Source organism: Streptomyces sp. CA-210063, assembly GCF_024612015.1.
In the GTDB taxonomy this organism is placed as follows: domain Bacteria; phylum Actinomycetota; class Actinomycetes; order Streptomycetales; family Streptomycetaceae; genus Streptomyces.
In genome coordinates this window covers 4073107-4087880 of sequence record NZ_CP102512.1, presented here as the reverse complement: position 1 = coordinate 4087880, position 14774 = coordinate 4073107, and the positions used below count along the sequence as shown (strand labels likewise).

At 71.2% G+C, this 14774-nt stretch carries 14 protein-coding genes, 1 tRNA gene and 1 pseudogene; 13 read left to right on the top strand and 3 right to left on the bottom strand.

Annotated elements, in window-relative coordinates:
* The first annotated feature begins 1 nt into the window (after window position 1).
* From JIX56_RS17530 to JIX56_RS17490, 9 genes and pseudogenes are all read left to right on the top strand, one after another.
* Entirely contained in the window at window positions 2–670 is a 669-nt protein-coding gene (locus JIX56_RS17530; RefSeq protein ID WP_257541763.1) for a NuoI/complex I 23 kDa subunit family protein, read from the top strand.
* A pseudogene (locus JIX56_RS48030) lies at window positions 667–1249 on the top strand (NADH-quinone oxidoreductase subunit J family protein); the annotation flags it as partial. The gene JIX56_RS17530 and the pseudogene JIX56_RS48030, both read left to right, overlap by 4 nt.
* A 319-nt stretch (window positions 1250–1568) precedes the next feature.
* Entirely contained in the window at window positions 1569–1970 is a 402-nt protein-coding gene (nuoK, locus tag JIX56_RS17520) for an NADH-quinone oxidoreductase subunit NuoK (protein WP_257541759.1), read from the top strand.
* Window positions 1967–3961, top strand: coding sequence for an NADH-quinone oxidoreductase subunit 5 family protein (locus JIX56_RS17515; protein ID WP_257541758.1), 1995 nt, complete (start codon window positions 1967–1969; stop codon window positions 3959–3961). Before nuoK ends, JIX56_RS17515 begins: the two co-directional genes overlap by 4 nt.
* 6 nt (window positions 3962–3967) lie before the next feature.
* Complete coding sequence (locus JIX56_RS17510) at window positions 3968–5551, top strand: complex I subunit 4 family protein (RefSeq protein ID WP_257541756.1); 1584 nt, start codon at window positions 3968–3970, stop codon at window positions 5549–5551.
* Complete coding sequence (locus tag JIX56_RS17505; protein WP_443031834.1) at window positions 5548–7122, top strand: NADH-quinone oxidoreductase subunit N; 1575 nt, start codon at window positions 5548–5550, stop codon at window positions 7120–7122. Before JIX56_RS17510 ends, JIX56_RS17505 begins: the two co-directional genes overlap by 4 nt.
* A gap of 172 nt (window positions 7123–7294) precedes the next feature.
* Complete coding sequence (htpX, locus tag JIX56_RS17500; protein WP_257541754.1) at window positions 7295–8158, top strand: zinc metalloprotease HtpX; 864 nt, start codon at window positions 7295–7297, stop codon at window positions 8156–8158.
* Window positions 8155–8547: a YccF domain-containing protein gene (locus JIX56_RS17495; protein ID WP_257541752.1), complete on the top strand. Its 393-nt coding sequence runs from the start codon at window positions 8155–8157 to the stop codon at window positions 8545–8547. The genes htpX and JIX56_RS17495 overlap by 4 nt, the downstream gene beginning before the upstream one ends.
* 18 nt (window positions 8548–8565) lie before the next feature.
* Window positions 8566–9732, top strand: a complete 1167-nt coding sequence (locus tag JIX56_RS17490; RefSeq protein ID WP_257550935.1) for a barstar family protein — start codon at window positions 8566–8568, stop codon at window positions 9730–9732.
* An 84-nt stretch (window positions 9733–9816) separates the two neighbouring features.
* Here the strand turns inward: JIX56_RS17490 and JIX56_RS17485 are convergent, their stop codons facing one another.
* On the bottom strand, window positions 9817–11073 hold the full coding sequence (locus tag JIX56_RS17485) for an APC family permease (protein WP_257541750.1): 1257 nt from the start codon (window positions 11071–11073) through the stop codon (window positions 9817–9819).
* Between the two features lie 238 nt (window positions 11074–11311).
* On the opposite strand from JIX56_RS17485, the gene JIX56_RS17480 reads away from it, so the two are divergent.
* Window positions 11312–11578: a GlsB/YeaQ/YmgE family stress response membrane protein gene (locus tag JIX56_RS17480; protein WP_257541748.1), complete on the top strand. Its 267-nt coding sequence runs from the start codon at window positions 11312–11314 to the stop codon at window positions 11576–11578.
* A 106-nt stretch (window positions 11579–11684) separates the two neighbouring features.
* Here JIX56_RS17480 and JIX56_RS17475 read toward each other — a convergent pair whose 3' ends face one another.
* Window positions 11685–12173, bottom strand: coding sequence for a YajQ family cyclic di-GMP-binding protein (locus JIX56_RS17475; protein ID WP_257541746.1), 489 nt, complete (start codon window positions 12171–12173; stop codon window positions 11685–11687).
* 167 nt (window positions 12174–12340) lie between these two features.
* Between JIX56_RS17475 and JIX56_RS17470 the strand changes: the two genes are divergently transcribed.
* Together JIX56_RS17470 and JIX56_RS17465 are read left to right on the top strand one after the other, a co-directional pair.
* Window positions 12341–12422, top strand: a tRNA-Tyr gene (locus JIX56_RS17470).
* Window positions 12423–12543: 121 nt separating this feature from the next.
* Window positions 12544–12753 (top strand): hypothetical protein, encoded by a 210-nt coding sequence (locus JIX56_RS17465; RefSeq protein WP_257541744.1) that lies wholly within the window; start codon window positions 12544–12546, stop codon window positions 12751–12753.
* 16 nt (window positions 12754–12769) lie between these two features.
* Here the strand turns inward: JIX56_RS17465 and JIX56_RS17460 are convergent, their stop codons facing one another.
* Window positions 12770–13426, bottom strand: a complete 657-nt coding sequence (locus JIX56_RS17460; RefSeq protein ID WP_257541742.1) for an SDR family oxidoreductase — start codon at window positions 13424–13426, stop codon at window positions 12770–12772.
* 120 nt (window positions 13427–13546) lie between these two features.
* Between JIX56_RS17460 and JIX56_RS17455 the strand changes: the two genes are divergently transcribed.
* Window positions 13547–14623 (top strand): hypothetical protein, encoded by a 1077-nt coding sequence (locus JIX56_RS17455; RefSeq protein ID WP_257541740.1) that lies wholly within the window; start codon window positions 13547–13549, stop codon window positions 14621–14623.
* Window positions 14624–14774: the final 151 nt, after the last annotated feature.

Genomic DNA, 14774 nt, shown 5'->3' with positions numbered 1-14774 from the left:
CATGGCCCCCATTCCCGGCTCCGGCCTCGCCAAGGGCTTGGCCGTCACCCTCCGCACGATGACGAGAAAGACCGTCACCAAGCAGTACCCGGACGTCCAGCCCGAACTGCCGCCCCGCACCCGCGGCGTCATCGGCCTCTTCGAGGAGAACTGCACGGTCTGCATGTTGTGCGCCCGCGAGTGCCCGGACTGGTGCATCTACATCGACTCCCACAAGGAGACGGTCCCGCCCGCCGCCCCCGGCGGTCGCGAGCGCAGCCGCAACGTCCTCGACCGCTTCGCCATCGACTTCTCCCTCTGCATGTACTGCGGTATCTGCATCGAGGTCTGCCCCTTCGACGCCCTCTTCTGGTCCCCGGAGTTCGAGTACGCCGAGACCGACATCCACGAACTCACCCACGAACGGGACAAGCTCCGCGAGTGGATGTGGACCGTCCCGTCCCCACCCGCCCTCGACCCCTCGGCCGAAGAACCCAAGGAAGTGGCCGCCGCCCGTAAGACCGCTGAGAAACTGGCGGCCCAGCAGCAGGCCGCGGCCGCCGAGCCCACCGCCCCCGCCGCGACCGAGTCGCACGCGGAGGAGCAGGCCCGCGCTGCCGAGCAGCCCACCCGGCCGGCGGGGGAGTCCAAGCAGCAGACGGACCAGCCGAGGCAGGAGGGCCGGGAATGACCCTCGCCGCAACCGCCGGCCTTCTCGCGACGGGCCCGACCACCCGTGCCGCCACCGAGACCCACGGCTTCCTCTCCCCGACCGGCGTCGAGATCGCCTTCCTCCTCGTCGGCCTGGTCACCCTCGGCGCCGCGATCGTCACCGTCACCACCCGGCAACTGGTGCACGCCGCCCTGTGGCTGGTCGTGGCGCTCGGCGGGCTCGCCGTCGAGTACCTCCTGCTCACCGCCGAGTTCATCGCCTGGGTGCAGGTCCTCATCTACGTCGGTTCCGTCGTCGTCCTCCTCCTCTTCGGTCTGATGCTCACCAGGGCCCCCATCGGCCGCTCCCCGGACGCCGACTCCGGCAACCGCTGGGCCGCCCTCACCGTGGCCGTCGCCTCGGCCGCCGCCCTCGTCTGGGTCGTCGTCGACGCCTTCCGCACCACCTGGATCGACCTCGACGGCCCCGCCGCCGGCTCCACCAAGGCCACCGGCGAGAGCCTCTTCCAGCACTGGGTCCTCCCCTTCGAGGCCCTCTCCGTCCTCCTCCTCGCCGCCCTGGTCGGCGCGATCGTCCTCTCCCGCAAGGCCAAGCCGACGACGCCCACCCCCGCGACCACCCCCCACCCCCGAAACGGCACCCCACCCAAACCACCGTCCAACCCCCAGGCCGCGGCCAAGCCCGGACCCCAGGCCGCAGCCAAGCCCGGACCCCAGGCCGCAGCCAAGGCCGACCCCCAGGCCCCAGCCAAAGCCGCCGGCCCCCAAGCCGGCACCAGCCCTAAGGCCGCAGCCAAAGCCGACCCCGAAGCCGCCGCCAAAGCCGCGACCGGCCCCGCACCCCAAGCCGCGACCGGCCCCGCACCCCAAGCCGCGACCGGCCCCGCACCCCAAGCCGACAAGGGAGGTGTCCGCTGATGCACCTCGCCTATCCCGTCGTGCTCTCCTCCCTCCTCTTCTGCACGGGCCTCTACGGCGTCCTCGCCCGCCGCAACGCGATCCTCGTCCTGATGTCCGTCGAGCTGATGCTCAACGCGGTCAACCTCAACCTCGTCGCCTTCGACGTCTGGCTGAGCAAGGCCGCCGAGGAGACCCTGCACTCCGGCCAGGCCCTGACCCTGTTCACCATCACCATCGCCGCCGCCGAGATCGGCATCGGCCTGGCGATCGTCCTCGCCGTCCACCGCAACCGGGGCACCGCGGACATCGACAAGCTCCGCGACACCGCCGAGCACCCCGACGGCGACCCCCACGAGCCCGCCCGACCCGGTCAACCCGGTCAACCCGAGCGGAGCGAGAAGGCTGAGGCCACCGCGTGACCACGACCACCCTCGCCGTCCTCGTCCCCCTCCTCCCGTTCCTCGGCGCCGCCGCCGGCCTGCTCCTCGGCCGCACCGCCCCCGGCTTCGTCCGTCCCCTCGCCGTACTTCCGACCCTCACGGCCTTCGTCCTGGCCGCTCTGGTCGCCGTACGCCAGGGCGGCGACCAGGCCGTCGATGCGGCCACACAGCTGACCCCCACCGGCTCGGTCCCCGTCGAACTCGCCCTGCACATCGACGGCTTCGCCGCCCTCGTCGCCGTCCTGGTCGGCCTGGTGGCGACGTGTGTGCAGATCTACTCGACGGGCTATCTGCGCGACGACCCGCGCTACGCCTCGTACGCCGCTCTCGTCTCCCTCTTCACCTCCGCGATGCTCCTCGTCGTCTACTCCGGCGACCTGATGGTGCTCCTGGTCGGCTGGGAGATCATGGGCATCTGCTCGTACTTCCTGGTCGGCCACTACTGGGAGACCCCGGAGGCCCGCGCCGCGTCCCTCAAGGCCTTCCTGGTCACCAAGCTCGGCGACGTCCCCTTCCTGATCGGTCTGTTCGCCCTCGCCACGGACGCCGGGTCGTTCCGCATCACCCGCATCCTCGACACGGTCACCGACGGCGGCCTTGACCATCCGACCCTGGTCGCCCTCCTGCTCCTCGCCGGAGTCGCCGGTAAATCCGCCCAGTTCCCCCTCCACACCTGGCTCCCCGACGCGATGGCGGGCCCGACGCCCGTCTCCGCGCTGATCCACGCCGCGACGATGGTCGCCGCCGGTGTCTACTTCGTCGCCCGGCTCCTCCCGGTCTTCGCCGCCTCCGCGGCGGCCCTGGTCGTCCTCGCCGTCATGGCCGCGATCACCATGGCCGGCTCGGCCCTCGCCGCGCTCGCCCAGGACGACATCAAGCGCGTCCTCGCCTACTCGACGATCGGCCAGCTCGGCTATATGACCGGCGCCCTCGCCGTCGGCGACCGTGGTGCCGCCGTCTTCCACCTCCTCTCGCACGGCGCCTTCAAGGCGCTGCTGTTCCTCGCGGCCGGCGTGATCATCCACGCCGCCGGCACCAACTCCCTGGCCGCCATGTCCCGCATGAGCCATCTGCGCGCCCGCGTCCCCGACGCCTACTGGACGATGACCGTGGCGCTCCTCGCGCTCGCCGCGATCCCGCCGTTCAGCGGCTTCTTCTCCAAGGAGTCCGTCCTCGGAGCCGCCGAGCACGCCGCCACCGGCCACGCCGAGCACATCCCCGGCGCCGCGGGCTGGACCGTCCTCGTCGCCGGTGTCCTCACGGCCCTGCTCACCGCCGCGTACGCGACCCGCCTGTGGCTGCTCGCCTTCCACGGCAAGGGCGCCGAAGCCCCCGACCACGGCCGCGGGCCGCGCACCATGACCGTGGTGCTGTGGGTGCTCGCCGTCCCCTCCCTCGCCCTCGGCGGACTCGCCTACGGCAGGCTCCCCGACTGGTTCGACGGCGACGACCTGGCCCCGACCCTCACCACGTCCGTCCTCGGCACGGGCGTCGCCCTGGCCGGCGCACTGGTGACGTACGCGGCCTGGCGGTCCGCCAGGGCCAAGGCAGCCCGCACCCCGCTGGGCGCGGTCGCGGCCCACCCCGAGGCGGACGCCGCCACGGTCGAGGCCGAGGCCATCGCCAGCCACGCGCCCGCCTACGGAGACGTGGCCGCGGCACCCGACCCGGCGGACCCGGGCCGACTCCTGCTCGGCCCGCTGCACCGCCACGCCGCCGTCGGCTTCCACCTCGACGCCGTCTACTCGGCGCTCTTCGTCCGCCCGGTCCAGGCCGGCGCGAGTCTCGTCCGGTTCCTCGACCGCGAGGTCGTCGACACCTACGTCCACGGCGCGGGCGCCCTGCCCCGCCTGCTGGGCGCGGCCGTACGCCGGGCGCAGACCGGCAATGTGCAGACCTATGTGAGCGCGCTGCTCGCCGGCACCGTCGTCCTGGTGGTCGCCGCCCTCGTCGTCGCCACGGGAGCGTGAGCAGGCGTGATCGATATCAACGAGTCCGTGATGCAGGTCCTTCTGGCGTTGATCGTCGTCGGCCCGCTCATCGGCGCCGCCGCCGCTCTTCTCCCGGCCCCGCCCGGGCTGAAGGGGAAGTCACCCGAGCAGGCCGTGCTCCGGCACGGCGTGACCGTGACCGGCGTGGTGCTCATCGCCGCGATCGTCCTCGCGCTCGGCTTCGACCACGACCAGCCGTCGAAGATGCAGGCCAGCACGGACATCAGCTGGATTCCCGCACTCGACGTGCGCATCCACCTCGGCATCGACGGCATCTCCCTCCCCCTTCTGGTCCTGACCGCGCTGCTGACCTTCCTCTGCGCGCTCTACTCCTCCTCCAAAATGCCTTCGGGCCCGTCCCCCAAGGCATTCGTCGCCCTGCTGCTCGTCCTGGAGTCCGGCACCCTCGCGACCTTCGCCGTCCTCGATCTACTGCTGTTCTTCCTCGCGTTCGAGATGGTGCTCATCCCGATGTACTTCCTCATCGCCCGCTGGGGCGGTGAGCAACGCACGCAGGCCGCTTGGAAGTTCATCCTCTACACCCTGCTCGGTTCCGTGGTCATGCTGCTCGGCCTGCTCCTGATCGGACTCAGGGCGGGCACATTCGACATGGTGGCACTCGCCACTGACAATCACCCCGAGCTGACCACATCCGTGCAGGTCATCGCCGTTCTGGCGATCGGCATCGGGCTCGCGGTGAAGACCCCGATGTGGCCGCTGCACAGCTGGCTGCCGGACGCCCACACCGCCGCCCCGACCGTCGGCTCGGTCCTGCTGGCCGGCGTCCTGCTGAAGATGGGCACGTACGGGTTCGTCCGCATCCTGCTGCCGATCACGCCCGACGGGTTCCGCACCTTCGCCCCGTACCTCGCCGCCTTCGCGGTCGTCGGGATCATCTACGGTTCGCTGGCCTGTCTCGCCCTCGCCAGGCAGGGCGCGAAGGGCGACCTCAAGCGCCTCATCGCGTACTCCTCCGTCGGCCACATGGGCTTCGTCCTGCTCGGCATCGCGACGATGACCCCGACCGGCGTGAACGGCGCCCTCTTCGCCAACATCGCCCACGGCCTCATCACCGGCCTGCTGTTCTTCCTGGTCGGCGCCCTGAAGGACCGCACAGGCAGCACCGACCTGGACACCCTCGCGCAGGAGACCGGCGCCGCCCTCTACGGCAGGGCCCCGCGCCTCGGCGGCCTGCTCGCCTTCGCCGCCGTCGCCTCGCTCGGCCTGCCGGGGCTCGCCGGGTTCTGGGGCGAGATGCTGGCGCTGTTCGGCGCGTTCCGGCCCGCCGAGGGCCTCAGTCGCCCGGCCTTCCTCACCTTCATGACGATCGCCGCGTTCGGCACGCTCCTCACCGCCGCGTATCTGCTGATCGTGGTCCGCCGTGTCTGCATGGGTGCCGCCCCGCGGGAACCGCAGGAGGGGCCGCGGCTCGCCGACGTACAGACGTACGAGTTCGCGGCCTGGACCCCGCTCGTCGCCCTCACCGTCCTCGCCGGCCTCTGGCCCGCGGCCCTCCTCGGTCTGACCGACCCGGCCGTGCAGCAGCTCCTCGCAGGAGGCACCCGTTGAGCCCCTTGGCCCAGCCGCCGGTTCAGGCACAGGCAGAGGCACAGGCACAGGCCCAGACCCTGGCCGAGTCCGTCGTCCAGTCCGTCGACTGGCTCGCGATCGCGCCGCCCACGATCGCCGCGGTCGTCGGCCTCGCCGTGCTCGTCGCCGACCTCTTCGTGGGCGACGCGAAGAAGGCCCTGCTCGGCTGGACCTCCGTAGCGGGCCTCGCCGTGTCCCTGCTGGCCCTCGTGCCCCTTCTGGACGGCGACCGCGCCACCTTCTGCCTGACCGGCGAGCCGGACCTCTGCAGCTACACCGCGGACCGTTTCACGCTCGTCGTCCAGTTCCTCGTCCTCAGCGGCGCCCTCCTCGCCGCCCTGCTGTCGATGACCGCCCTGAAGGACGCCAAGAAGGAACTCCCCGAGGGGGAGTTCTGGTTCCTGCTGCTGTCGTCCGCGGCCGGCGCCGCCCTGCTGCCCGCCTCCCGCGACCTCGCGACCCTCATCGTCGCCCTGGAGGTCGCCTCCCTGCCCGCCTTCGCCCTCGTCGGCATCCGGCACGGCGACAAGCGGTCCTCCGAGGCGGCCCTGAAGTTCTTCCTGTCGTCCGTCACCGCCACCGCCGTCAGCCTGCTGGGCATCAGTTTCGTCTACGCCACCACCGGCACCCTCTACCTCACCGAGATCGCCGACCGGATCCAGAACGTCGACGGCCAGCTCCACACCCTCACCCAGGCCGGCGTCGTCCTCACCCTCATCGGCTTCGCCTTCAAGACGGCCGCCGTACCGTTCCACTTCTGGGTCCCCGACACCTACGTGGGCGCCCCCCTGCCCGTGGCCGCCTATCTGTCGGTCGTCGGCAAGGCGGTCGGCTTCTCCGGGCTGATCCTCGTCACCGTCGTCGCCCTCCCGTCGTACGCCGACGTCTGGGGCCCCGCCCTCGCCGCGCTGGCCGCCCTCACCATGACCGTCGGCAACGTCGGCGCCCTGAAACAGCAGTCCACGCGCGCGTACAGCGCGGTCCGGCTGCTCGCCTGGTCCTCCGTCGGCCAGGCCGGCTACCTCCTCGTGCCGATGGCGGCGGCCGCGTACGCCCAGAACACGGACGACGCCGAGAAGGCCATCGGCTCCACCGTCGCCTACGCCCTGATGTACGCGGCCGTGAACCTCGGCGCCTTCGCCGTGGCCGCCCTCGTCGGCCGTACGAAGACCCTGAACCGCGTCAGCGACTACCGGGGCCTGTACGCGTCGAGCCCCCTGTCCGCCCTGCTCCTGGCCTTCTTCCTGCTCTGCCTCGCCGGGCTGCCGCCGGGGATCATCGGCCTGTTCGCCAAGGTCACCGTCTTCTCGGCGGCCGTCGACGCGGGCCTCGGCTGGCTCGCCGTCGTCATGGCCGTCAACGTCGTGATCGCCCTCTTCTACTACCTCCAGTGGACGGCCCTGCTGTTCCGCGCCCCCGAGGGCGAACCGGAACCGCACCGCGTCCCGGCACCGCTGACCGCCGCCCTCGCCCTCACCGGAATCGTCGGCATCGCCCTCTCCGGCGCACCCCAACTGGTCCTGCGCTTCGCCGGCACCGGCCTCTTCTGACGAGCCGGCGAGCCCCGCCCTCACCCGGACGGCCCACCGGCCGGGCCGCGCGCACAAGGGAACTAGTACCTCCCGCCTGGCGTTGACCAGTACGGGAGGGTCCACTGAGAAGTGGAGTCAACAGCAACAGCAAGCAAAGGGTTCCCCTGCCGCACGACTTGGAGGGCGTACCGTGCACCGCCGGCACAACGGGCTCAGGACCGCCGTACTCCTCGGGGGACTGTCCGCACTCATCATCGTCATAGGAAGCCTCTTCGGCCGTACGGGTCTCGTCATCGCGGTCTTCGTCGCGCTCGGCACGAACGCGTACGCGTACTGGAACAGCGACAAGCTGGCTCTACGCGCGATGCGCGCCCGCCCGGTCAGCGAGTTCGAGGCCCCGGCGCTCTACCGCATGGTGCGTGAGCTCTCCATGCAGGCCCGTCAGCCCATGCCGCGCCTGTACATCTCCCCGACGGACGCCCCCAACGCGTTCGCGACCGGCCGGAATCCGCGCAACGCGGCCGTGTGCTGCACCGACGGCATCCTCCGCCTCCTCGACGAGCGCGAGCTGCGCGGCGTCATCGGCCATGAGCTGAGCCATGTCTACAACCGCGACATCCTGATCTCGTCGGTCGCCGGCGCCCTCGCCTCCGTGATCATGTTCCTGGTGAACTTCGCCTGGCTGATCCCCATCGGCCGCTCGGACGACGACGACGGCCCCGGTCTCCTCGGCATGCTGCTGATCATGATCCTGGGCCCGCTCGCCGCGTCCCTCATCCAACTCGCGATCAGCCGCTCCCGGGAGTACGAGGCGGACGCCTCCGGCGCCCAGCTCACCGGCGACCCGCTTGCGCTGGCCAGTGCCCTTCGCAAACTGGAAAGGGGCACCAAGCAGCTCCCGCTCCCCCCGGAGCCCCGGATCGAGACCGCGAGCCACATGATGATCGCGAACCCCTTCCGGCCGGGCCGGGGAACCTCCAAGATGTTCTCGACACACCCGCCGATGGCGGAACGCATCGCCCGACTCGAGAAGATGGCAGGTCGCCACCAGTGAAGACCGTCCTCAACATCATCTGGCTGATCCTCAGCGGCTTCTGGCTCTTCCTCGGCTACCTGTTCGCAGGATTGCTCCTGTGCATCACCATCATCGGCATCCCCTTCGGCATCGCCTCGTTCCGCATCGGCATCTACGCCCTGTGGCCCTTCGGGTACAGCGCGGTCGAGCGCCGTGACGCGGGCGCGCCCTCCTGCCTCGGCAACATCCTGTGGCTGGTCCTGGCGGGCTGGTGGCTGGCGCTGACCCACATCTTCACGGGCCTCGTGCTCTGCGTCACGATCATCGGCATCCCCTTCGGCATCGCCAACTTCAAGCTCGTCCCGGTCTCCCTGATGCCCCTGGGCCGCGAGATCGTCCGCTCGAACCAGCCGTTCGGCCAGCGCTGACGAAGCGGCGTGCCGGGGATGGGGGCCACGGAGCGGCCGAAGTACGTCCTGCTGTCGTACGACGCGGAGGCCGAGTTCAACGGCGAGGACGGCTACGAGGAGACCTGGGCCTCCTGCACGGACACCGAGAACCTCTTCGGCGACCCGCCCCCACCCCCGCGCGGCACGTACGAACTCCTGGGCTGCGCCCCCGAGGGCGAGCTGGAAACGGCCCTCACGCGCGCGCGTGCCGACGGCTCCGCACCCCTCGGTTTCCTCGTCCTGGAGATCCTCGGCGCGCGGGGCGAGCCGGTCTACGAGTGGTGTCTGAAGGACGTACGCGTCCTCGGCGACCGCCCCTGCCCCCGCGACCTGTCCCTGCGGGACGTGGTGATCGAGGCGTCACAGCACGCCGACAACCCGTCCGACTACCCCCAGCGCCGCCCCCTGTCCCGGGGTTTCCGGCTCCTCGGCCCGGCAGGTGAACCCCGGGGTTCGTGCCGTGACCTGGCGCACGTCGACGACGACCTGCCCGACCACGCCGACCCCCCGGTGCGGCTCCTCGGCTGCGCGCCGCGCGGAGCCCTGCGGGCCGCGCTGGACGCGGGGGAGGAGGACCTGGGCCACGCCAAGCTGCTGCGGGTCGACGCACAGGGCGGTACGGTCCAGGCCGCCGTGGAGGGCGAACTCACCGCGTGGATCCCGTCGGCCCGCGGCCGTGGCCTCGTCGACCTCACCCTCGAACCGTGGTCGGACCGACCGCCGACCGCGGCCGAGCACGTCTGGGAGCTGTGGGACCGAGGACGCCCCACCGAACCCAACCTCTGGGCCCGCTGCGGCACCGCCGGCCGAACGTTCTGGCTCGCCACGGCCCTGGCCAACCAGGACTGGGCCGAGCCCGACGCCGCCCCCGGCACCACGTACCACCTCGACGGCCGCCACATCACCGACGACCAGGCCTTCTACTGCGCCCTCGGCGAGGCCGTCAACGGCCCCGGCGGCTACTTCGGCCGCGGCCGCAACGACGTCGACGACGCCCTGTGCGGCAACTTCGGCGCCACCTCGCCCTTCACCCTGATCTGGCACGACGCCCACATCGCCCGCGCGTCCCTCGGCCTCACCCCACGCGTCGACATCCGCCCGGAGACCTTCGAGGAACTCCTCGCCTTCTTCACCGAACGCCGCATAGACGTACGCCTCGCCTGACCCGCCTGACCCGCCTGACCCGCCTGACCCGCCTGACCCGCCTGACCCGCCTGACCCGCCTGGTGGCCCGGCTGGCCCGGCTGCTCAGCGGCTCCGCCCCGCCCACCACCGCCGTACGCCGTACGCCGCCGCCCCCACGCCCAGTACGGCCACGCCCACGCCCACCGACACCGCGGGCAGCGCGAACGCCAGCACCGCGCACCCGATGAGTCCCACCACCGGCACCACCCGGGAGACGGCGGACGAACTCAGCGTCCAGGCGGACGCGTTGGCGACCGCGTAGTACGCGAGGACGCCGAAGGAGGAGAAACCGATCGCACCCCGGACATCGACGGTGGCGGCCAGGACGGCGACCACGGCACCCACGGCCAGCTCAGCCCGGTGCGGCACCTGGAAGCGGGGGTGGACGGCGGCCAGGGCGCCGGGGAGGTGCCGGTCCCGGGCCATGGCGAGAGTCGTACGCGAGACGCCCAGGATGAGCGCCAGCAGCGACCCCAGCGCGGCCACGGCGGCCCCCACCCGCACCACGGGCACCAGCCCCGGCACACCGGCCGCCCGTACCGCGTCGGCCAGCGGAGCCGAGGCCTGCCCCAGCCCACCGGAACCCAGCACGGAGAGGACGGCCACGGCGACGGCCGCGTACACGATCAGCGCGATGCCCAGCGCGAGCGGGATCGCGCGCGGGATGGTGCGCGCCGGATCCCGCACCTCCTCGCCCAGGGTCGCGATCCGCGCGTACCCCGCGAACGCGAAGAACAGCAGCCCGGCCGCCTGCAGCACCCCGCCCACGCCACCCGACGCCCCGACGTCGAGCCGCCCGGCATCCGACTCGCCGGACCCCAGGCACACGACCACCACGGCGGCGAGGACCGCCAGCACCACGGCGACGATCGCCCGCGTCAGCCAGGCCGATTTCTGGACACCGCCGTAGTTCACGGCGGTCAGCGCCACCACCGCCGCCACCGCCACGGCGTGCGCCTGCCCCGGCCACACGTACGCCCCCACGGTGAGCGCCATCGCCGCGCACGAGGCCGTCTTGCCGACGACGAACGACCAGCCGGCCAGATACCCCCAGAAGGCGCCGAGCCGCTCACGCCCGTACACATACGTGCCGCCCGACGCCGGATACAGGGCCGCCAGCCGCGCCGACGACATCGCGTTGCAGTACGCGACCACGGCGGCGACCCCGAGCCCGAGCAGCAGCCCGGACCCGGCCGCGTGTGCCGCGGGGCCCAGCGCCGCGAAGATCCCCGCGCCGATCATCGAACCCAGCCCGATGACCACGGCGTCCCCGACCCCGAGCGTGCGGCGCAACTGGGCGCCCGATCCGACCTGTGTCATGCGCCGCACCCTACTGATCGCCGCAACCGCCGGACGTCACCGAGGCGTCCTCCCCGACAACAACGCAGAACGACAGAGGACGACAGCAGACCGACAGGCAGACCGACAGAGAACGACAGGGGACGACAGGGGACGACAGGGGACGACAGAGCAGAACAACAGGGCCCGAAGACAAGGCATCTGGCCTCTGTGGGGGGAAACACAGCACAGGCACAGTACGAAAGGGCAGGTTCACGGCATGAGCATCATCGGCTGGATCGTTCTGGGGCTGTTGGCCGGCGCCATCGCCAAGTTCCTGCTGCCGGGCCGGGACCCGGGCGGCTTCATCGGCACGACCCTCATCGGCGTCGCGGGCGCCTTCATCGGCGGCTGGATCTCCGCCCGCTGGCTGGACCACCCGATCTCCGAGCAGTTCTACGACGGCGCCACCTGGGCGGCCGCGATCGGCGGCTCCCTGGTCCTGCTGATCGCCTACCGCATCCTCTTCGGCCACTCCCGCCGCTGAGCCCGTACGCACCACCACCCCGAATCCGCAGCCGGCAGGCGGAAGGGTGGGCCCCCGGCCGAAGCCGGGGGCCCACCCTTCCGCGCAGGGCGCTGACTACGGGTGATCACCGGTAGTTGACGAACTGCACCGCGAAGTCGAAGTCCTGGCCCTTGAGGAGGGCGATCACGGCCTGCAGGTCGTCACGGCTCTTGGAGCTCACCCGGAGCTCATCGCCCTGGACCTGGGCCTTGACGCCCTTCGGACCCTCGTCGCGAATGATCTTCGCCACCTTCTTGGCGTTCTCCTGGGAGATGCCCTCCTCGATCGACGCGAAGATCTTGTACTCCTTGCCGGACAGTTGGGGCTCACCCGCGTCCAGGGACTTCAGGGAGATCCCGCGCTTGATCAGCTTGGACTGGAAGACGTCGAGGATGGCCTTCACCCGGTCCTCGGAGTTCGCCTCCATCAGGATCTTCTCGCCGGACCACGAGATCGAGGCGCCGACGCCCTTGAAGTCGTAGCGCTGCGAGATCTCCTTGGCGGCCTGGTTGAGGGCGTTGTCGACCTCCTGCCGCTCGACCTTCGAGACGATGTCGAAACTGGAGTCGGCCATGTCCTGTGGCTCCTTGTATCGGGGTATCGGAAGGCGACAAGCCTAGCCACCCAGCCCCCTCCGAGTACTGATCAATCAGGTGGCGGAGCACCCCCGAGCATCAGGTATCGTTTACGTCGTCGCCACGGAGCGCCGCCGAAAAGCGGTTCGAACGGCGACAAATCCCAGGCGGTGTGCCCGAGTGGCCAATGGGAGCGGACTGTAAATCCGTCGGCTTAGCCTACCCAGGTTCGAATCCTGGCGCCGCCACGTGGAGGGAAGCCCCTTCCGGACTGTGAGAGCAGTTCGGGAGGGGCTTTTTCGTATGCGCGTGCGACTACGGATGTGACGTGTGCGGGGAGTCGGTACGGCCGCGAGGCACACTGACCGCATGTCATCGCGTCGTAGAAACTGCCCCGAGTGCCGTCGAGAGATCGCCGTCGTGGCGGGGCGGTTCGCGCGGCACGATCCGCCCGGGCGGGCGAGCGGGGAGCTGGTGTCGTGTCCCGGGTCGCGCAGGCCGGCCGGGATCGGGGAGGCCCAGCCCGCGCTCGACGGATATGTCGTTCCCGAGTTCCCCGGTCAGCTGCCGCTGTTCTGACGCGGGGCTCCTCGGTTCAGTTGCCCGCCACCGACTTCACGGCCACCGAGACCGGCGTCGAGCCACTGATGAGTTCCAGGGTGAGACCGGCGGTGGCCGGGGTGTCGAGGAGCTCGGCGAGTACGGCGGCCACGTCGTCGCGGGGGATCGGGCCGCGGCCCGTGGACGCCTCCAGGCGGACGAGGCCGGTGCCGGCGTCGTCGGTGAGCATGCCGGGGCGCAGGATCGTCCAGTCCAGGGCGTCCAGACCGCGGACATACGCGTCGGCCTCGCCCTTCGCCCGCTGGTAGACGTCGAAGACGTCGTCGCCCTCGTGGTTCGGGTCCGCGCCCATGGAGGAGACGACGAGGTGACGTCGTACGCCCGTCCGGACCGCGGCGTTCGCGAACAGGACCGCCGCGCCGCGGTCGACCGTGTCCTTGCGGGCCGCCCCGCTGCCCGGGCCGGCGCCCGCCGCGAACACGGCGGCGTCCGCGCCCTGCAGATGCGCGGCGACCTCCTCGGTCGACGCCGACTCCAGATCGCACAGCACCGGCTCGGCACCGGCCGCGCGCAGATCGTCGGCGTGTTCGGGACGGCGGATGAGCCCCGAGACCTCGTACCCGCGCGCGGCGAGCAGCCGCTCCAGCCGCAGCGCGATCTGACCATGACCTCCAGCGATGACAATGCGCATGTTTCCGACCGTACGCCCGAACGGACGCGTTCGCCGCGCAACCATCCGGCCGCCACAGGTGTCTCACAGATGTTCGCCGTGTCGGCGAACACCGGAATCACGGGGGGATACCTCACCGCCATGCGTAAAACCGTCGTACGTACGTCCATAGCGCGCGCATCCGCCACCGGGGCGCCCGTCGTCCGCCGTACCTTCACCGGGGTCGGCTGCGCCGCGGCCGTGCTGGCCACGGTGGCCGCGTGCGGCACCGTTCAGAACCTCACCGCGGGCCAGAAGGTCGACAGCGCCGTCGAGCGGCTCGGCGAGCAGAAGTCGCTGGCCTTCGGCCTGCGGCTCGACGCCGACCCGGACGACCTCACCGCACTGATGGGCGAGGACAGCGAGGAAGTGCCGCCGGAGATGGCGGAGTTCTTCACCGGGCTGAGCGTCGATGTGTCGGTCAAGTCGAAGAAGCCGCTGGCCGAGTCCGGCGAGAAGGACGTCGTCGGCGTCGGCATGAAGATCTCGGGCGACGAGGGCGTACTCGTCGAGTACCGGCTCGTCGGCGACTACACGTACTACCGCGTCGACATGGAGGCCGTCGGAGAGGCGACGGGCATGCCGTTCCCGTCGGCCGACGAACTCGACGAACTCCCCGAGAGCGAGCAGCACCTGCGGCCGCTCCTCGAGGGCGACTGGGTCAAGGTCAACACCGACGACCTGGAGGAAGCCGCCGAGGACGCCGGGGCAGGCTCCGGCTCGGGCGGCTCCGACGAGATCGACGCCAAGACCCAGAAGAAGATCCTCGACGCCGTCCGCGGTGTCGTCGCCCGCGAGGTCGGCTTCAAGACCAAGGAGGGCAAGGACGGCACCGAGGTCATCACCGCCAAGGCCAACTTCCGCGACCTGCTCACCGGCATCGTCGACAAGCTCCAGCCCATCGAGGGCGACCTGCCGCCGGGGGCCGAACTCCCCACGAGCAAGGACCTGAAGGACGCCCCGAACAAGAACGTCGCGGTCGACTTCACCCTCAAGAACGGCGACCTGACCCGGATCGAGACCGACCTCGCCGCTCTCGCCGACGACCCGAAGGGCGCCAAGGCCGCTCTCGTCCTCACCTTCGGCAAGGCCGGCGACATCAGCGCGCCGAAGGGTGCCTCAGAGGTCCCGGTCGACGAGTTCGGCGGCCCGTTCGGCAGCGGAATGCTGAGCGTCTGACCGGCCGCCAGGCCTGCTCGAACCCACAGCACCGGGCACGCGCGCGTAGAGCACGAAAGCCCCACGCGCGCGTGCCCACACCCATGCCCACGTTCCTTACGCTTCCCCCGCACGGCCTGCGCCCTCCGCCCCGCCCTCACCCCGCCCGCGC